General features: G+C 68.9%; 19 protein-coding genes and 2 pseudogenes. 8 read left to right on the top strand and 13 right to left on the bottom strand.

From position 1 onward, the window contains the following. A pseudogene (locus tag RMP09_RS01830) lies at window positions 1-344 on the top strand (porphobilinogen synthase); the annotation flags it as partial. A gap of 14 nt (window positions 345-358) precedes the next feature. Then, entirely contained in the window at window positions 359-1,480 is a 1,122-nt protein-coding gene (locus tag RMP09_RS01825; RefSeq protein WP_310564305.1) for a magnesium transporter CorA family protein, read from the top strand. A 45-nt stretch (window positions 1,481-1,525) separates the two neighbouring features. Here the strand turns inward: RMP09_RS01825 and RMP09_RS01820 are convergent, their stop codons facing one another. Together RMP09_RS01820 and RMP09_RS01815 are read right to left on the bottom strand one after the other, a co-directional pair. After that, a complete protein-coding gene (locus RMP09_RS01820; RefSeq protein WP_310564304.1) occupies window positions 1,526-2,176 on the bottom strand; it encodes a glutathione S-transferase family protein in 651 nt (216 codons plus the stop codon). Between the two features lie 106 nt (window positions 2,177-2,282). Further along, window positions 2,283-2,966, bottom strand: coding sequence for a dienelactone hydrolase family protein (locus tag RMP09_RS01815; RefSeq protein WP_310564303.1), 684 nt, complete (start codon window positions 2,964-2,966; stop codon window positions 2,283-2,285). Window positions 2,967-3,091: 125 nt separating this feature from the next. Here RMP09_RS01815 and RMP09_RS01810 point away from each other — a divergent pair, with 125 nt between their 5' ends. The 3 genes from RMP09_RS01810 to RMP09_RS01800 all read left to right on the top strand — a co-directional run bounded on the left by RMP09_RS01810 (window position 3,092) and on the right by RMP09_RS01800 (window position 5,119). Then, window positions 3,092-3,838, top strand: a complete 747-nt coding sequence (locus tag RMP09_RS01810) for an SDR family oxidoreductase (RefSeq protein WP_310564302.1) — start codon at window positions 3,092-3,094, stop codon at window positions 3,836-3,838. Window positions 3,839-3,851: 13 nt separating this feature from the next. After that, complete coding sequence (locus RMP09_RS01805; protein WP_310564301.1) at window positions 3,852-4,373, top strand: MaoC family dehydratase; 522 nt, start codon at window positions 3,852-3,854, stop codon at window positions 4,371-4,373. A 128-nt stretch (window positions 4,374-4,501) separates the two neighbouring features. Further along, window positions 4,502-5,119, top strand: a complete 618-nt coding sequence (locus tag RMP09_RS01800) for a MarC family protein (RefSeq protein ID WP_310564300.1) — start codon at window positions 4,502-4,504, stop codon at window positions 5,117-5,119. A gap of 108 nt (window positions 5,120-5,227) precedes the next feature. Here the strand turns inward: RMP09_RS01800 and RMP09_RS01795 are convergent, their stop codons facing one another. The 10 genes and pseudogenes from RMP09_RS01795 to hpaR form a co-directional block, all read right to left on the bottom strand. Further along, on the bottom strand, window positions 5,228-6,034 hold the full coding sequence (locus tag RMP09_RS01795) for an aldolase/citrate lyase family protein (protein WP_310564299.1): 807 nt from the start codon (window positions 6,032-6,034) through the stop codon (window positions 5,228-5,230). Beyond that, on the bottom strand, window positions 6,031-7,053 hold the full coding sequence (locus RMP09_RS01790) for a 2-dehydropantoate 2-reductase (RefSeq protein ID WP_310564298.1): 1,023 nt from the start codon (window positions 7,051-7,053) through the stop codon (window positions 6,031-6,033). Before RMP09_RS01790 ends, RMP09_RS01795 begins: the two co-directional genes overlap by 4 nt. Next, window positions 7,050-7,811: a class II aldolase/adducin family protein gene (locus RMP09_RS01785; RefSeq protein ID WP_310564297.1), complete on the bottom strand. Its 762-nt coding sequence runs from the start codon at window positions 7,809-7,811 to the stop codon at window positions 7,050-7,052. The genes RMP09_RS01790 and RMP09_RS01785 overlap by 4 nt, the downstream gene beginning before the upstream one ends. A 24-nt stretch (window positions 7,812-7,835) precedes the next feature. Further along, a complete protein-coding gene (gene hpaH, locus RMP09_RS01780) occupies window positions 7,836-8,663 on the bottom strand; it encodes a 2-oxo-hept-4-ene-1,7-dioate hydratase (RefSeq protein WP_310564296.1) in 828 nt (275 codons plus the stop codon). A gap of 3 nt (window positions 8,664-8,666) precedes the next feature. After that, complete coding sequence (locus RMP09_RS01775; protein ID WP_310564295.1) at window positions 8,667-9,113, bottom strand: 5-carboxymethyl-2-hydroxymuconate isomerase; 447 nt, start codon at window positions 9,111-9,113, stop codon at window positions 8,667-8,669. A 2-nt stretch (window positions 9,114-9,115) separates the two neighbouring features. Beyond that, window positions 9,116-10,042 (bottom strand): 3,4-dihydroxyphenylacetate 2,3-dioxygenase, encoded by a 927-nt coding sequence (hpaD, locus tag RMP09_RS01770; protein WP_310564294.1) that lies wholly within the window; start codon window positions 10,040-10,042, stop codon window positions 9,116-9,118. A gap of 330 nt (window positions 10,043-10,372) precedes the next feature. Next, window positions 10,373-11,842: a 5-carboxymethyl-2-hydroxymuconate semialdehyde dehydrogenase gene (gene hpaE, locus RMP09_RS01765; protein WP_310564293.1), complete on the bottom strand. Its 1,470-nt coding sequence runs from the start codon at window positions 11,840-11,842 to the stop codon at window positions 10,373-10,375. Window positions 11,843-11,917: 75 nt separating this feature from the next. After that, entirely contained in the window at window positions 11,918-12,712 is a 795-nt protein-coding gene (locus RMP09_RS01760) for a fumarylacetoacetate hydrolase family protein (protein ID WP_310564306.1), read from the bottom strand. A 111-nt stretch (window positions 12,713-12,823) separates the two neighbouring features. Next, window positions 12,824-13,438, bottom strand: a pseudogene (locus RMP09_RS01755) (fumarylacetoacetate hydrolase family protein); the annotation flags it as partial. 10 nt (window positions 13,439-13,448) lie between these two features. Further along, window positions 13,449-13,937 carry a homoprotocatechuate degradation operon regulator HpaR gene (hpaR, locus tag RMP09_RS01750; RefSeq protein WP_310564292.1) on the bottom strand — a complete coding sequence of 163 codons (489 nt, stop codon included), beginning with the start codon at window positions 13,935-13,937 and terminating at the stop codon, window positions 13,449-13,451. 97 nt (window positions 13,938-14,034) lie between these two features. Here hpaR and RMP09_RS01745 point away from each other — a divergent pair, with 97 nt between their 5' ends. Then, complete coding sequence (locus RMP09_RS01745) at window positions 14,035-15,090, top strand: nitronate monooxygenase (RefSeq protein ID WP_310564291.1); 1,056 nt, start codon at window positions 14,035-14,037, stop codon at window positions 15,088-15,090. Then, the gene (locus tag RMP09_RS01740) at window positions 15,078-15,386 is read left to right on the top strand and encodes an antibiotic biosynthesis monooxygenase (protein WP_310564290.1); all 309 of its coding nucleotides are present in this window, start codon (window positions 15,078-15,080) and stop codon (window positions 15,384-15,386) included. The genes RMP09_RS01745 and RMP09_RS01740 overlap by 13 nt, the downstream gene beginning before the upstream one ends. On the opposite strand, the gene RMP09_RS01735 is transcribed toward RMP09_RS01740, so the two are convergent. After that, window positions 15,377-16,525 carry a hypothetical protein gene (locus RMP09_RS01735; protein ID WP_310564289.1) on the bottom strand — a complete coding sequence of 383 codons (1,149 nt, stop codon included), beginning with the start codon at window positions 16,523-16,525 and terminating at the stop codon, window positions 15,377-15,379. The genes RMP09_RS01740 and RMP09_RS01735 overlap by 10 nt on opposite strands. Window positions 16,526-16,598: 73 nt before the next feature. Here RMP09_RS01735 and radA point away from each other — a divergent pair. Further along, on the top strand, window positions 16,599-17,664 hold a 1,066-nt coding region (radA, locus tag RMP09_RS01730; RefSeq protein WP_310564288.1), incomplete at its 3' end, for a DNA repair protein RadA.

Here is a 17,664-nt window from a genome sequence, read left to right as displayed (position 1 = left end):
ACCTGGGCAAGGCCGACAAGAAGGTCTACCAGATGGACCCGGGCAACAGCGACGAGGCCCTGCGCGAGGTGGCGCTGGACATCGCCGAGGGCGCGGACATGGTGATGGTCAAGCCCGGCATGCCTTACCTGGACATCGTGCGCCGCGTGAAGGACGAGTTCCACATGCCGACCTTTGCCTACCAGGTCAGCGGCGAATACGCCATGCTCAAGGCCGCCGCCATCAACGGCTGGCTCGACCACGACGCGGTGATGCTGGAGAGCCTGATGGCGTTCAAGCGCGCGGGCTGCGACGGCATCCTGACCTACTTCGCGCGCGACGCCGCCCGGTTGCTGCGCGGCTGAGCGGGGCCGGCCCGATGCGCGTTTTCCATGTCCTGCACGGCTCGGTGATCGAGGCCGACGCGCTGCCGTCGCAGCCGCCGGCCGAGGGTTTTGTGTGGATCGCCTGCGGCCGCCGCGAATTCGAACTGGAGCAGGCCCACATCCAGACCACGATGCAGCTGCTGCACGGCACGGCGCTGGTGGACCTGCACATCTCGGACCTGCTCAACAACCAGCTGCCCTCGCACTTCGACTACACCTCGCAGTACGACATCCTGGTGTTCCGGCGCCTGGCCGCTGGCCACAGCGAAACCGACATGGCCCACCCGGGGCAGCCGCTGACACAGACCCCGCGGCGCGGTGGCCCGCCGGTGCTGCGCCGCATCGACACCAGCCCGGTGGGCTTTGCGGTGTTCGACCGGGTGCTGCTGACCGTGCACCCGGCCGGCTGCACGGTGCTGGAGCAGTACGCCACGCGCCTGCTGTCGGCCGGCAGCAGTGCCGCCCGCTCCGCCGGCGTGAACCTGCCCGCCGGCCCGGCCGACCTGATGCTGCGCATCGTCAACCAAATGGTGGACGGCTACCTGGCCCTGCGGCGCGAGCTCACACGCCAGCTCGACCACTGGCAGGCCGAACTGCTGCACCCGTCCACCCGCTTCAACAACTGGAGCTCGCTGCTGGACGCGCGCATCTCGCTGCACCACCTCGACGAGATCTGCGAGGACCAGCGCGCGGCCATCCAGGACTGGATCGAGGCGCTGGCCGGCTGGGAAGTGGTGGAAGGCAAGAGCGACCACTTCGGCGGCCACAAGGGGCTGGAGCTGCTCAAAGTGCGCAGCCGCGACGTGCTGGAACACATCGAACGGGTGATCCACCACGTGCGGCGGCTGGAGCAGAACGCCGAGACCGCGGTGCAGATGCACTTCTCGGCGCAGAGCAACCGCACCAACGACATCATGCGCACGCTCACGGTGCTGACGGCCATCTTCCTGCCGCTGAACCTGATCGCCGGCATCTTCGGCATGAACTTCGACTTCATCCCGCTGCTGCACCTGCAAACCGGCTTCTGGTGGACCATGGGTGCGATGGGGCTCACCGCGATCGGCCTGAGCCTGTTCTTCTGGCGCAAGCGCTACATCGAGCGCACCAGCCGCTGACGCCTGCGCACCACGGGCGGGTGCGCAGGCAGCGCCAGCACTGGCTCAGACGAAGGGCGGCTCCAGCGCTTCGCTGGCCAGCGCGCGCTGCACCGCCGGGCGCGCCAGCATGCGCTGCAGGTAGGGGCCCAGGTGGGGCAGCGTGCGGGCCTGGTGGTCGTCAAAGTTGCGCGTCCAGCGGCAGAGCGTGAACACGAAGGGGTCGAGTGCGCTGTACGACCCGCCCATGAACCAGGGGCCGCCGTGGCGCGCCAGTTCGGCGTCCAGCTGGTCGACCAGCTCGTTGACCTTGCGCTGCGCCTGCCGGCGCACCTGCTCGGCGCCGGCCGCGTTGTCCAGGTCCACCCAGCGCCAGGGGTAGAAGTAGACGATCAGCGTGGCCTGCAGGGTGTTGGTCAGCCACACCAGCCATTTGTAGAAATGGGCCCGCTCGGCCGTGCCCAGCGCGGGCGCCAGGCCGGCTTGCGGGCGCGTGTCGCACAGGTGCAGGCAGATGGCGGCGGTCTCGTAAAGCACCAGGTCACCGTCCACCAGCACCGGGATCAGGCCGTTGGGGTTCAGGCGCAGAAAGTCGGGCGACTTCTGCTGGTCGCGCATGCGGTCCACCAGCACCAGGTCGAAGGGCTGGCCCAGTTCTTCCAGCAGGATGTGCGGCACCATGCTGGCGGTGCTGGGGTAGTGGTGCAGTTGGATCATCGGTTCGCGGGAGGCCGGCCAGAGAAAGGGGCGCCATTGTTCCACGCGCGGCGGCGCGCCACGGCCGCCGCCAGGCCATGCGGCGACGACGTGGCGGCCCGGGCCGTCAGCCCAGGTGCTGTGCCAGGAAGGCCAGGCTGCGCTGGCGCGCCAGCTGAGCGGCCTGCGGGTTCCAGGCGCCGCGCTGGTCGCAGTTGAAGCCGTGGTGCGCGGCATAGGTGTGCACCGCCACGCCGGGGTGCGCCTGCTCGAACGCCCGCACGCTGTCCAGCGGGATCCACTGGTCTTCTTCGGCAAAGTGCGCCAGCACCGGCACCCGGGGTTGGCGCGCCGCCTCGGCCGGCGTGGTCATACCGCCGCCGTAGTAGGGCACGGCAGCGCTCAGGCCGTGCAATGTGCAGGCGCTGCGCCAGGTGAGCAGGCCGCCCCAGCAGTAGCCCACGATGCCGACCTTGCCACCCTGCGCGGCGTGGCCGATGGCGGCCTGGATGTCGGCCAGCACGCCGGGCGCGGGCAGGGCTTCCACCGCGGTCTTGAGCGCCATGCCGGCGCCCATGTCGGCCTCGGCGTAACCCAGATCCACCCCCGACTGCACGCGGTGGAAGGTGGACGGCGCCACGACGACATAACCCTCGGCGGCGTAGCCGTCGGCCACGGCCTGGATGTGGCTGTTGACGCCAAAAATCTCCTGCAACACTACCAGCCCGCCCTTGGCCTGCCCCGCAGGCTGGGCCACGTAGGCGGGGAACTGGAAGCCGTCGGCGGCGCTGAGCGTGACAAAGGTACCCATGGTGTCTCCGTGCGAAAAATGTGGGGGGGGTCCGGTCGGCGACGGGTGGGGCACCCGCTGCTGCGTTATGGTCCGGCAGACAGCGGTTGTACCGCTGTTTGGCCCGGTTTGCAGGAGGCAGAGACATGGACAAGGTTTTGCTGGTCACCGGCGGCAGCCGCGGCATTGGCGCGGCCACCGCCTTGCTGGCGGCGCGCCAGGGCTGGGCGGTGGCGGTGAACTACGCCAACAACTCGCTGGCGGCCGACGAGGTGGTGCGCAGCATCCGCGCCGGCGGTGGCCAGGCCATCACCGTGCAGGCCGATGTGGCCGACGAGGCGCAGGTGCTGCGCATGTTCGAGAAAGTGGACGCCAAGCTCGGCCGCCTCACAGGGCTGGTGAACAACGCGGGCGTGGTGGACGTGACGGCGCGGGTCGACGAGATGGGCGTCGAGCGCTGGAAACGCATGTTCGACATCAACGTCATCGGCTCGATGCTCTGCGCGCGCGAGGCGGTGCGCCGCATGAGCACGCGCCACGGCGGCGCGGGTGGTGCCATCGTCAACCTGTCCAGCGCCGCGTCGCGCCTGGGCTCGCCCGGGCAGTACGTGGACTACGCCGCCGCCAAGGGTGCGATCGACGCCTTCACCATCGGCCTGGCCAAGGAGGTGGCGGCCGAGGGCGTGCGCGTCAACGCGGTGCGGCCGGGCCTGATCGAGACCGAAATCCACGCCTCGGGCGGCCTGCCCGACCGCGTCAACGATCTCAAGCACCAGGTGCCCATGCAGCGCGGCGGCACGGCCGACGAGGTGGCGCAGGCCATCGTCTGGCTGCTGTCCCCCGCGGCGAGTTACACCACCATGAGCCTGCTGGATGTGTCCGGCGGACGATGAACGAGGAGCCCCCATGACCGCAACCACACCCGAAGACAGCCCGCACATCCACATCTGGTGGGAAGACCTGGAGATCGGCCAGGTGCGCGACCTCGGCACGATCTCGCCGACGCGGGAAGAGATCATCGCCTTCGCCCGCCAGTTCGATCCGCAGCCCTTCCACCTGAGCGACGAAGGGGGCAAGGCCTCGGTGTTCGGCGCCCTGAGCGCCAGCGGCTGGCACACCTGCGCGATGGCGATGCGGCTGATGGTCACGAACTTCCTGCACCAGACCTCCAGCCTCGGCTCGCCCGGACTGGAAAGCCTGAAGTGGACCAAACCGGTCTACCCCGGCGACGTGCTGCGGCTGCAGCACACCATCACCGAGAAGCGGCCAATGAGCAAACGGCCCGATGTCGGCCTGGTGCGCACCGTCTGGGAGATGTTCAACCAGCACGGCGAGAAGGTGCTGCACATGGAGGGCTACGGCATGTTCCGGCTGAAAGCGCCCCCGCCCTCCGCCGCTGAGCGGGCTGCGGACCCCCACGGGGGCTGATCGGCCTGGGGGGGGCGGCCCGGCGGCCGATCATCGCGCCCCCACGCTCCGCCGCTGCGCGGGTCGCGGCCCCCCATGGCGGCCGATCGGCTGCGCCTCAGGCTCCGCCGCGCCCGCACAATAGCGGGATGAATTTCAAGCCACTCATCACCCTGCTGGCCCTGGTCAATCCGCTGGCCATCGTGCCGTTTTTCATCCACTACACGCAGGGTTTCAGCGCGGCGCAACGCAAGCGCACCATCCTGATTTCGTCGTTCAGCGCCTTCGTGGTCATCGCCACCTGCGCCCTCATGGGCCTGCAGGTGCTGGAATTTTTCGGCATCTCGCTGGCGAGCTTCCAGGTCGGCGGGGGCATGTTGCTGCTCACGTCGGCACTGTCCATGCTGAACGCCCAGCCCGCCGAGGCCAAGACCACCCAGGGCGAGGTGGACGACGCGTCGGCGCGTGCTTCCATCGCCGTGGTGCCGCTGACCATTCCGCTGCTCACCGGTCCGGCCACCATGTCCACCGTGGTGATCTACGCCGACCAGGCCAAGACCTTCTTCCAGCACGCCGCCCTGGTGGGCTATGGCGTGGTGATCGCACTGGCCACCGCCGTGTGTTTCGCCGCGGCCAAACCCATTGCGCGCTTCCTGGGCCAGACCGGCATCAACGTGATGACGCGTCTGATGGGCCTGATCCTGGCCGCGCTGGCGGTGGAGGTGATGGCGGCCGGGCTGGTGAAGCTGTTTCCGGCGTTGGCTTGACCCCCCCGAGCCGCCTGCGGCGTCACTCCCCAGGGAACAATGCCTGTGGCCCGGCGGAGCCGGTTCCACGGCATCCTGGCTGCAGACACGCTCGCCGGAAAACCTGCTTCAGTACCCGCCGGATGCCGCAGAGAGGGCTGACCCAGCGCCCTTGAAGCGCCGCGCCGTCTCGGTCGCGGCCTTCACGAGCAGGCTGGTGTCCAGCCCCACCGCCACGAACAGCGCACCCGCGTCCAGGTACTGCTGCACCAGCACCGGGTCGGTGGCGAGGATGCCGGCGGCCTTGCCCGCCGCGCGCACGGTGGCGATGCCTTCGAGGATGACTTTCTGCACTTCTGGGTGGCCCGGCTGTCCGCGGTAGCCCATGCTGGCCGAGAGGTCGGCCGGGCCGAAGAACACGCCGTCCACGCCCTCGGTCTCGGCGATGGCCTTCAGGTTCTTCACCGCTTCCACCGTCTCGGCCTGCACCAACAGGCACATCTGGCCGTTGGCCTGGTTGAGGTAGTCGTCGACCTGGTTCCAGCGCGAGGCGCGCGCCAGCGCGGCGCCCATGCCGCGGATGCCCTCGGGGGCGTAGCGCATGGCCTTGACCATCAGCTCCGCCTGCTCGGCCGTGTCCACCATCGGGATCAGCAGGGTCTGCGCGCCCACGTCGAGGTACTGCTTGACCAGGGCCACGTTCGCCTCGACCGCGCGCACGACGGCGTGGGTCTGGCTGTATGGCGCCACGGCGCGCAGCTGTTCCAGCACGGTGCGCGGATCGTTGGGTGCGTGTTCGCCGTCGAGCAGCAACCAGTCAAAGCCGCAGCCGGCCAGGGCCTCGGCCACATCGGGCGAAGCGAAGCCGACCCAGCAGCCGATCTGGGGCTTGCCGGCTTTCAGGGCGTCGCGGAAGGTGTTCTGGGGGATCTTCATGGTGTGTCGGGGTACAAGCTTTTCATTTGCCCCATGAGCCGAGTGAGGCCCATGAGCGCGTCCATGTTCGGCGTGGCTTCGCCCAGGTGCTGGCCGATTTCGCGCACCGCGCCCACCAGCGCATCGAGCTCGATGGGCCGGCCGGCTTCCACGTCCTGCAGCATCGAGGTCTTGAACGAGCCGAGCTTGCGCGTGACGGCGTGGCGATCTTCCGGGCTCTGGTCGATCGGGATGCCGATGCGCGCGCCGATGGCCTTGGCCTCCAGCATGATGGCGCTGACAAAGCCGCGCACCAGCTCGTCGTCGAGGATGCGGTCGCAGGGCGCGCCGGTGATGGCCGAGATGGGGTTGATGGTCATGTTGCCCCAGAGCTTGAACCAGATGTCGCGCTGGATGCGGTCGGAGACGGTGATGCCGAAGCCGGCAGCGCTCAACAGGTCGGCCACGGCCTGCAGGCGCGGGGTCACGCCGCCCGCGGGCTCGCCGATGATGAGCTGGTTGTTCTTGATGCGTTCGATGCGCGCAGGCGTCGGCGCGGCGGCGCTGGTGTGGACCACGCAGCCGATGACCTGCGACGTGGGGATGTTCGCGGCGGTCACGCCACCGGGGTCGACCGTGTTGAGCTGAAGACCCGCGGCAGCGCCCGGCAGGCCATCGAAGAACCACCAGGGCACGCCGTTCATCGCCACCAGCACCACGGTGTGCGGCCCCATGAGCGCGCGCACGGCGGGTGCCACCACCGGCATGGCCGGGCCTTTGACCGAGACGATCACCAGGTCCTGCTCGCCGAGGCTCGCAGCGTCGTCGCTGGCGTTGACCGGCACGGTGTGTTCCGCGCCATCGGCGTCGACCCACACCAGGCCGCGTTCGCGCAGCGCGCGCAGGGTGTCGCCGCGCGCCACCGCGGACAGCTGCACCTGACCGGCCGGCAGCCGCGAGCCGAGCCAGCCGGCGAACAGGCCGCCGATGGCGCCAACGCCGACGATCGCAATCTTCTTGAAGCTGGGTGAATCGTTCATGCGCGGTATCCCGGGTCAGTGCGGTCGATCAGGCGCTGCATGGCGGCAAACGAATCCTCACCGGCGCCGTATTTCGGGTTGAAGTTGAGCGAGTCTCGCACGCAGCCTTCGAGCACCGGCACGGGAATGTTCCGCAACTGCCCGAGCGTGGACGAGGCGACTTGGATCTCGCAGGCGCGCTGCACCAGCCAGAGGATGTTGAACGCCTGCGGCAGGGTCTGGCCGATGACGACGGGACCGTGGTTGCGCAGCAGCAGCACGCGTTTGCCGCCCGCGCTGGCGAGGATGCGCGCGCCCTCTTCGCGGTGCACGGTGATGCCCTCGAAGTCGTGGTACGCCACCTGGCCGTGCAGCTGGGCGGCGTAGAAGTTGGTGTAGCTCAGACCTTCTTCGCTGCAGCACACGGCCATGGTCGGCGTGGTGTGCACGTGCATCACGCAGTGCGCGTCGGGCAGGGTGGCGTGGATCGCGCCGTGGAAGGTGAAGCCCGCCGGGTTGATGGGCCAGTCGTCGTTGCCGATGGTGTTGCCGTCGACGTCGACCTTGACCAGGTTGGACGCGGTGACCTCGGTGTAGTGCAGGCCGAAGGGGTTGATGAGGAAGTGCGCGTCCGGCCCCGGCACGCGCAGCGAGATGTGGTTGTAGATCAGCTCGGCCCAGCCGAGGCGGGCAAAGATGCGGTAGGCGGCGGCGAGCTGCACGCGCGCGGCCCACTCGGCTTCGCTGAAGCGGGCGGGTTTGAGAAAGGCGTCGGCCATGTCGTGTCTCCTGCAGTGATTCGCTCAGATGAACTTGAAGCGCAGGCAACCGAGCGGACCGTAGTCCGCCTCGAACAGGTCGCCCGCCTTGGCCGCGACGGGCCGCGTGAAGCTGCCGGCCAGCACGATCTCGCCGGCCTGCAGCGTTTCGCCCCAGGGCGCGAGCTTGTTGGCCAGCCAGGCGATGCCGATGGCCGGGTCGCCCTGCACGCCGGCGGCCAGGCCGGTCTCTTCGACCGCGCCGTTCTGCCGCAGGATGGCGCCGCACCAGGGGCGGTTGGTGGTGCGCGGGTCGGCGCGGAAGGCCGGGTCGCCCGCACCGATCACGATGCCGGCGTTGGCCGCGTTGTCGCTGATGGTGTCGTAGACCTTGCGCATCACCTTGGTGTGGCGGTCGAACTGCTCGATGCGCGCATCGATGATTTCGATGGCGGGGGTGATGTGGTCGGTCGCGGCCAGCACGTCTTCCACCGTCACGTTCGGGCCGGCCAGCGGCGCCTTGAGCACGAAGGCCAGCTCGACCTCGACGCGCGGGGCGATGAAGTTCTTCATCGGGATCTCCAGCACCTCGCCGGCCTTGGCGGTGTAGAGCATGTCGTCGAGCAGCGTGCCGTAGTCGGGCTCGTCGATCTGACTGCTGATCTGCATGGCGCGGCTGGTCAGGCCGATCTTGTGGCCGATGACTTTTTTGCCAGCGGCCATTTCCAGATTCACCCAGGCGCGGCCGATGCGGTAGCCGTCTTCGATGCTCATGCCAGGGTGGCGTTTGGAGAAGTGCTCGACCGGGGTGCGGGTCTGCTGGGACCGCTGCAGCTCGGCGGCGAGTTGCTGGATGAGGGTGTCGTCGAACATGGCTTATGTCTTCTGGAAAAGCGGGTGCAGGGAACTGTTCTTGGCGTCGAAGACCTCGTGGCCTTCATCGACCTGCACGGTGATGCCGATGGGGCGCTTCGCCAGCTGTTCGGCAAAACGTTCTTTCACGCAGGCGTTGAGCGCTTCGCCCACGCGCTGGTGCACGACGGCGCTGCGGCCCTTTGCCATGCGCACGTTCATGTAGACGAAGGCGTAGTCGTCGCCCAGGCCCGCGGCAATGCCGGCCGCGCCGCCGTCGGACACGGCGTGGTGCGCGGCCGGGTAGGCCAGCACGCGCGTGCCGCCGGTGGGGAAGACCTGTTTGTCCTGCTCGTCGCGCAAGGCGAGCATGGCATCGCACAGGGCGCGGCACAGGCCGCCCATGTCGACGCCGCCTTGCGAGGCGGGTTTGTCGAGGTTGGGGGTGTAGAGGATGACGAGATGGGGCATGGTCAGAGCCTCGTGGCGACCGAGGTGTAGCCGTCGGCGCGCGAGGCCACCGGCGGCGGGATGGCCGCACCGCTGACCGGCAGCACCGGGAACAATGCGTTGATCTGGCCCGTGCCGCTGGCGCCGAAGTAGGGCGTGACGATCTCGGCCTGGCCGGTGTACTCGCTCCAGCCCAGCACGCCGAGCATCATGGCCGTGTCGTGCATGAAGCCTTCGCCGTGGCCCTTGGCCGCGTACTCGGGCAGCATTTCGCAGAAGTCTTTCCACGCGCCGGCTTGCCACATGCGGACCACCTCGTCGTCCAGATGTTGCAGGAAGGGGCTCCAGACCTTGAAGGCGAGTTCGGGCGCCAGACCGTTCTGCGCGAAGCGGTGGCTGAGCGATCCGCTGGCGAGGAAGGCGACGGTGCCGTCGTAGTGTTCTTCGACCGCCTTGCGCATGGCCCAGCCCAGGCGCGCGCTGTCGTTGAGGTAGTGCGAGGTGCACAGCGCCGACACCGAGACCGCCTTGAAATGCTGGTCGGCGTTCATGTAGCGCATGGGCACGAGGGTGCCGTATTCGGGCTGCAGCGTGGTGGCGTGGTGGGCCAGGGTTTCGACACCGTGTTGATTGGCCACCTTCGCCAGCAACTGGCCGAGTTCGGGGTTGCCGGGGATGGCGTAGCCCATGTTGCTGATGAAGTGCGGCAGCTCGTTGCTGGTGTAGGTGCCTGCCCAGTGCGGGGCGCAGTTGAGGTGGTAGGTGGCGTTGACGAGCCAGTGGGTGTCGAAGACGACGATCGTGTCTACACCGAGTGCCTTGCAGCGGCGCGCGATCTCCTGATGACCATTGATGGCGTCCTGGCGCGTGCCTTTGCGCGGGCCGTCGAGTTCGCTGAGGTACATCGAGGGGACGTGGGTGATCTTGCCGACGAGTGCTACTGTGCCCATCTGTCTTGTCTCCGGTTGGTTGCCGTTGCTCGGCTGACGTGCTTGGTGGAAGGCGGCGACGCGGGCCTGCCTCCGCGAATGTCCCCCGGGCCGTTCCGGCCCTCCTCCTTTATTTCGCTGCAGCAGACCCGCATCCCCACCTTCTCGCTGCGCATCGGCGCTCTGACATTGCTCGCCCAGATCGCGTCTGAATGGGGAGCGCGGGGTGCACGACGCAGCGAAATAAAGGAGGAGGCCCGGGCGCAGCCCGGGCCGGGGGACATTCGCGGAGTCGTGTACCCCGCGATCGCCATTCCGCCCGGGTCTGTGAGCGAGACAGGGAAGCGCAACTCAAACACCCCAATGAGGAATGTGGTGCGAACCCATAGAGACAGCGACGTTCTTGGGCTCCAGGAAGACCTCGTAACTCCAGGTGCCACCCTCGCGCCCGGTGCCCGACGCCTTGGTGCCACCGAAGGGCTGGCGCAGGTCGCGCACGTTCTGCGAATTCACGAAACACATGCCCGCTTCCACAGCGGCGGCCACGCGGTGTGCCTTGCCAATGTTCTCGGTCCACACATAGCTCGACAGTCCGTACTGGATGTCGTTGGCCAGCGCGATCGCGTGCGCCTCGTCCTTGAACGGAATCAGGCAGGCGACCGGGCCGAAGATCTCGTCCTGCGCGATCTTCATGCGGTTGTCCACGTCGGCGAACACGGTGGGCCACACGTAGTTGCCGCCCGCCACATGCGACGGCAGCTCGGCCGCATAGCTCGGCCGGTCCAGCCCGCCGCACAGCATCGTCGCGCCCTCCTTCGGGCCCAGTTCGATGTAGCTGCGCACCTTGGCCAGATGGGCCTTGCTGATCATCGGGCCAATGGTGGTCTTCTCATCCAGCGGGTCGCCCACCACGATGCGCTTGGCGCGCTCGGCGAACTTCGCGGCGAAGTCGGCGTAGATGCTCTGCTGCACCAGGATGCGGCTGCCCGCCGTGCAGCGCTCGCCGTTGTTGCTGAAGATCATGAAGAGCGCGGCATCGAGCGCGCGGTCCAGATCGGCGTCGTCGAAGACCACGAACGGGCTCTTGCCGCCCAGCTCCATGCTGAACTTCTTCAGGCCCGCGGTCTTGACGATGCGGTTGCCGGTGGCGGTGGAGCCGGTGAAGCTGATCGCGCGCACATCCGGGTGCGCGCACAGCGGTTCGCCCGCTTCCTTGCCGAAGCCGTGCACGACGTTGAGCACACCGGCCGGGATGCCGGCCTCCAGCGCCAGATCGCCCAGGCGCGCCGCGGTCAGGGGCGAGAGCTCGCTCATCTTCAGCACCGCCGTGTTGCCGAAGGCCAGGCAGGGCGCGACCTTCCAGGTGGCGGTCATGAAGGGCACGTTCCATGGGCTGATGAGTGCGCACACGCCCACCGGGTGGAACAGCGTGTAGTTGAGGTGCGTGGGCGTGGGGTAGGTGTGCCCGTCGGTGCGGGTGCACATCTCGGCGAAGTAAGTGAAGTTGTCCGATGCGCGCGGGATCAGCTGCTTGCCGGTCTGCGCGATCACCTGACCGGTGTCCTGGGTTTCGGTGTTCGCGATCTCGGGCACATGCTTGGCGATCAGATCGCCCAGGGCGCGCACCTTCTTCGCGCGCTCGGTCGCCGGCAGGCCGGCCCAGGCGGGGAAGGCGTCCTTGGCGGCCTGCACCGCGGCGTTCACGTCGGCCTCGGTGCCCGAGGCGACCTCGGCCAGCACGCCCTGCGTGGCCGGGTTGACAGTCTCGAAGTAGTCGCTGCCGGCGACGGTCTTGCCGTTGATGAGGTGATTGATTTTCATAAGGGTCCTTCTCCGGCCAGCCCGCAAAAGGGGTCAGAGCCTGATGTCATTCAACGTGGTTTTGATCCGGCGAGGTCACTGTCCTGAATCAGGATCTGACCCCCTTTGCTCTGCGGTGATGGTGTTGGTCAGTGAGCCGATGCCGTCGATCTCGGTGACGATCACGTCGCCAGGCTGGCAGTCGACCACGCCGTCGGGCGTGCCGGTGAGGATGAGGTCGCCGGGCATCAGGGTCATGAAGCCGCTGAAGTATTCGATCAGCGTGGCGACGTCGAAGATCATGTCTTTCGTGTGGCCCTGCTGCGTGAGCTGGCCGTTGACCGTGGTGCGCAGCGCCAGCGCCTGCGGATCGGGCACGTCGGCGGCGTCGACCAGCCAGGGGCCCAGGGGCGTGCAGGTGTCGCGGTTCTTGACCTTGAGGTTGGGGCGGTACCAGTTCTCCAGGTAGTCGCGGATGGCGTAGTCGTTGGCCACGGTGTAGCCGGCGACGTAGCGCAGCGCGTCGGCCTTCTTCACGCGCTTGGCGGGCTGGCCAATCACCACCGCCAACTCGCATTCGTAGTGCATGAAGTTCACGCCGTCGGGCCGCACGGTGAAGGCGCGGTGTCCCGTCAGCGATGCCTCGCCCTTGACGAAGGCCAGCGGTTCTTCGGGCGCCTTGAAGGCCAGTTCCTTGGCGTGGTCGGCGTAATTCAGGCCAAGGGCGAGCACGGTGCGCGGGCGGTCGATGGGTTGCAGCGGCGGCAGCCAGACCACCTCGTCGAAGCCAACGCGGCGGCCCTTGAATGCGGGTGTCAGCAGTTCGAGCTCGCCGTCGGCTTCGACGGCGTCGTGGACCGCGCCGGCCCAAGCGATGCGGGCGCGCTTCATGAGGGGATGGCCCCTACGCTCTGCGCTGACGCGTGCTCGCAGCCCCCCTGGGGCGGCTCGCCCGACTTGGGGCGGCCCGGCGTCGGGCGTTTCCTGCACAAAATGGTTGACCAGCGGCGCAAAACCGGTGGCGGTGATCTCGACCGAGTCGCCGGCCTTCACCCGCGGCCGCGTGCCGTCGTCCAGACAATCGGTGCCGACCATCAGCACATCGCCCGGCCGCATCGATTGGAAGGCGTTGACGTCAGCCCACAGCGTGGCCGCGTCGCGCACCAGGTCGGCCAGGGCCGTGCGCTGGCGCATCACGCCATCGACCCGCAGTTCCAGCACCAGCGACGCGATCGAAGACAGGTCGGTCAGGGGCTGCACCACGTCGCCCACGCCGAGGAAGCCGTCGACGCAGCGGAACTTCACCGGCGGGCGGTAGTAGCTTTCGTGCGGGATGGCCACGTCGTTGAACAGCACGGCGCCGGCGACGGTACCGCCCTCGCCCGCCACCAGCCCCAGGCTGGCCGCAACCTCGACTTCGGCGACGCCTTGGGGCAGAACGATGGCCTGCCCGCTGCGGGTGAAGGTGTTGGCGGTCTTGATGTAGAGCACCGGCGCGTTCGGCGGCGCCTGGTACGGCGCGTCGTGCATGCGCGGCGCCCACAGCGCGTGTTCGCGCCGGAAGTTCAGCAGCGTGCCGTAGACGGTGCCGCCGGGGAGGTAGGGGTGGGTGTTCATGGGGTACCTCTTACTCTTCAATGCCGTCGACCTCGACGCCTTCGGGCGCCTCCAGCGCGATCACGTCGTCCAGCAGGTCGTACAGCTGGGCCAGGCGCTGTTTGCCCAGTTGCGCCTCCATCCACTGGTAGTGCGACTCGATGGTCGACGACAGCTTGCGCACCAGCTTCAGGCCCGCCGCCGTGGCGCGCACCACGGTGCGGCGCGCGTCTTGCGGGCAGCGGTTACGGGCGATCAGGCCGTCGCGCTCCATGCGCGTGAGCACGCCGGACAGGCTGGGACCGAGCAGCAGCGCCTCGCGCGCCACACGGCCGGTCTCGACGCCCGCCGGGTCGCGAGCGTGTTCGCCCAGCACGCGCAGCACACGCCACTGCTGGTCCGACAGGCCGTGCTCGCGCAGGCTCGGGCGGGTGTGCTGCATCACGGCCTCACGCGCCTCCAGCAGCAGGCGCGGCAGGTTGCGGTGGACAAAAGAAAGGGAGTTGTCGTCGGTGGCCATGGGTGGGTGCGATTTATTTAATATGTTAAATGTTTTTCCACCCACCACCCAACAAGGGTTAACCCGGGGTCGCCGCGGGCCGACACACAATGCGCGCATGAACACACTCGCCCACCGCCTGTCGACGCCCCATCTGCTGTTGCAGGCGCCCATGGCCGGCGCCCAGGGACCGGCCCTGGCGCTGGCGGTCTGCGGTGCCGGCGGCATCGGCGCCCTGCCCGCCGCCATGCTCACGCCCGAGGCGCTGACGCAGCAACTGCAGACGCTGTCACAAGGCACCGACCGGCCCTGGAACGTCAACTTCTTCTGCCACACGCCGCCCGTGCCCGACGCGGCGCGCGAAGCCCGCTGGCGCGAGGCGCTGGCGCCCTTCTACGCCGAGGCCGGGCTGGACCTCGCCAGCGTGCCGGCCGGCGCGGGGCGCGTGCCCTTCAGCCATGAGATGGCCGACGTGGTGGAGCCGTTCCGGCCGCCCATCGTGAGCTTCCACTTCGGTCTGCCCGCCCCCGACCTGCTGGCGCGCGTGAAGAGCTGGGGCAGCGTGGTTCTGTCGTCGGCGACGACGGTGGACGAGGCGCTGTGGCTCCAGGCACAAAGCGTGGACGCCGTGATCGCGCAAGGCGCCGAGGCCGGCGGCCACCGTGGCATGTTCCTCACCGACGACCTCAGCACGCAGGTCGGCAGCTTCGCCCTGCTGCCGCAGATCGTGGCCGCTGTGCAGGTGCCGGTGATCGCGGCCGGCGGCATCGCCGATGCGGCCGGTGTGCGCGCGGCGCTGGCGCTGGGCGCGGCCGGCGTGCAGGTGGGCACGGCCTACCTGTGCAGCGACGAGGCCACCACCAGCGCCCTGCACCGCGCCGCACTGCAGAGCGAAACCGCCCGCCACACGCAGCTGACCACCCTGTTCACCGGCCGGCCGGCGCGCGGCATACCCAACCGCGTGATGCGCGAGCTGGGCCCGCTGAACCCGGCGGCGCCCGCCTTCCCGACCGCCACCGCTGCCATCGCGCCGCTGCGCGCGCACTGGGAGGCGCAGGGCCGCGGCGACTTCTCGCCACTGTGGAGCGGCCAGAACGCCAGCGGCTGCCGCAGCGCACCGGCGGCGGACATCACCACCTCTTTGCTCAAAGGATTCGAAGCATGTTCGTTGTGATCTTCCGCGCCAAGGCGAAGGCGCTGGACGCCGAGTACAGCGCCATGGCCGCGCAGATGCGCCAGCTGGCGCTCACGCAGTTCGGCTGCCTGGACTTCACTGCCGTGACCGAGGGCGACCAGGAAATCGCCCTGTCCTACTGGCCCGACGAGGCCAGCATCCGCGCCTGGAAGCAGCACACCGACCACCTGATGGCGCAAAAGTTGGGCCGCGAGCGCTGGTACGCCAGCTATGCGGTGGAGATCGCCGAGGTCACGCGGCGCTACCAGCACCCGGCGCAGCCGGATCAGCAGTAATCGTCGGGGTCGCGGTCCGCCCGCGCCGCGCGCGGTGTGTCGCGCTGCCGGTTCAGCCAGCGTTTGAGGTCCGCCGCGTCCTGCACCTGCGCCAGGTCGTGCGCCAGCTGCGCCACGGCCGATTCCAGGGCCTGCACCTGGCCCAGCAAATGCTGCCGCAGCGTGTTCGGGTTCGCCACCTGGCCGTGCGGCAGCTCGAACTCGGCCGCCAGTTGGCCCTGCCGCGCCGCGCGTTCGCGCTCCAGCCCGGCCACCTGCTGCTTGAGCAGCAGGGTGAGCGCGGCCAGCCGGTCGTCGGCCAGGCGCGACACCGCGGCCGGGTCGGCCAGTTCGGCGCGCAGCTGGATCTGCATCAGCGTCACCAGGTCCTTGCGCGCGTAGGCGGTGTTGGCCTCGCTCATCAGCGCGGTCTTGCGCTGGCGTTCGGCCTCGTCGGGCTCACGGTCGGGGTGCAGGGCGCTGGCCAGCTGGCGGAACAGGGTGCGCAGCTGGGTCTCGGCATCGGCGGCCAGTACCTGCTCAGCGGCCGGGCCCGCACCGGGCTTCTGGCGGGCCTTGCGCGCCTGGGCTTTGGCCTGGCGGCGCGCCTGCGCCTCTTCCTGCGCGGCGCGCCAGCGGGCCATGCCTTCGCGCAACAGTTCTTCGGCCGACAGCGCCTGGCCATCATCGGCCAGCGGCTCGCCCAGCGCCGCCTCCAGTCGCACGCGCAGGGCATCGGCCGCGGCCTGCTTCTTCTGCGCCAGGGTCTGGCGGCTGTGGCGGTCGTGCAGGGCCACCATGTCGGCCTCGCCCTCGCCGGCCAGGATCTGCGCCAGCCCGCACAGCGCCTCGGTGGCGGTGGTCTGCTGCAGGCGGCTCAGCGCCTTGCCCTGCAGCTGCGCCTCCAGCGCCAGGGCCAGGTCGCGCATGTGCTGGCGCCGCTGCCCTTGCAGGGGTGCCAGCCAGCGGTGCCGCTCGGCGCGGTGGGCCTGGCCCAAGGCGTCCAGTTCGTCCAGCTGCGCCTTGAGCTTGTCGACGCGGGTCAGCTGCAGGTTGAAGGCCCGGGCCGCGGCCGTCAGCGGCTGTTCGCCCGGCGCCAGGGCCTGCAAGGCGGTGGCGGGTGCGACCTGGTTCTGGGAAGGGGTTCGGGTGGCGGGCACGGCGGAGGTCGGGGGAGGGGTGGGACCGGTCCAGGACCTGGCACGGTGGGGTGTCGACTATATTGCCGGCCACATGGCCAAAGAAAAGACGATCTACACCTGCAACGAATGCGGCGGCACCAGTCCGCGCTGGCTGGGCAAGTGCCCGCACTGCAACGCCTGGAACACGCTGATCGAATCGGTGGCCGAATCCAGCGCGCCCGCCAAGAACCGCTTCGCCTCGCTGGCGAAAACGGCCGAGGTCACGACGCTGGCCGACATCGAGGCCACCGACGTGCAGCGCACGCCCACCGGCCACGACGAACTGGACCGGGTGCTGGGCGGTGGCATCGTCGAAGGCGGCGTGGTGCTGATCGGCGGCGACCCGGGCATCGGCAAGTCCACCCTGCTGCTGCAGGCGCTCGATGCGCTGCAGCGATCCGGCCAGAAAACGCTCTACGTCACGGGCGAAGAGAGCGGCGCCCAGGTGGCGCTGCGTTCGCGCCGGCTGGGACTGGACGGTTCGCAGGTCAGCGTGCTGGCCGAGATCCAGCTGGAGAAGATCCTGGCCACGCTGGCCCACACCCAGCCCGCCATCGCGGTGATCGACTCGATCCAGACCGTGTATTCCGAACAACTGACCTCGGCGCCCGGCTCGGTGGCGCAGGTGCGCGAGTGCGCGGCGCACCTGACGCGCGCGGCCAAGGCCAGCGGCACCGCCATCGTGCTGGTCGGCCACGTGACCAAGGAAGGCGCCCTGGCCGGCCCGCGCGTGCTGGAGCACATGGTGGACACCGTCCTGTATTTCGAGGGCGACACGCACAGCAGCTTCCGCCTGATCCGCGCGATCAAGAACCGCTTTGGCGCGGTGAACGAGATCGGCGTGTTCGCCATGACCGAACGCGGCCTCAAGGGCGTGAGCAACCCGAGCGCGATCTTTCTGAGCCAGCACAGCGAGCCGGTGCCCGGCAGCTGCGTGATGGTGACGCTCGAAGGCACCCGCCCCATGCTGGTCGAGATCCAGGCGCTGGTGGACAGCGGTGGTCCTTCGCCACGACGATTGAGCGTCGGTCTGGACCGAGACCGCCTGGCCATGCTGCTGGCGGTGCTGCACCGCCACGCCGGCGTGGCCTGCATGGACCAGGACGTGTTTGTCAACG

Source organism: Hydrogenophaga sp., from assembly GCF_031426985.1.
Taxonomy (GTDB): Bacteria; Pseudomonadota; Gammaproteobacteria; order Burkholderiales; family Burkholderiaceae_C; genus Hydrogenophaga.
Note: the sequence above shows the minus strand (reverse complement) of the source record. Positions and strands in the feature narration are given on the sequence as shown.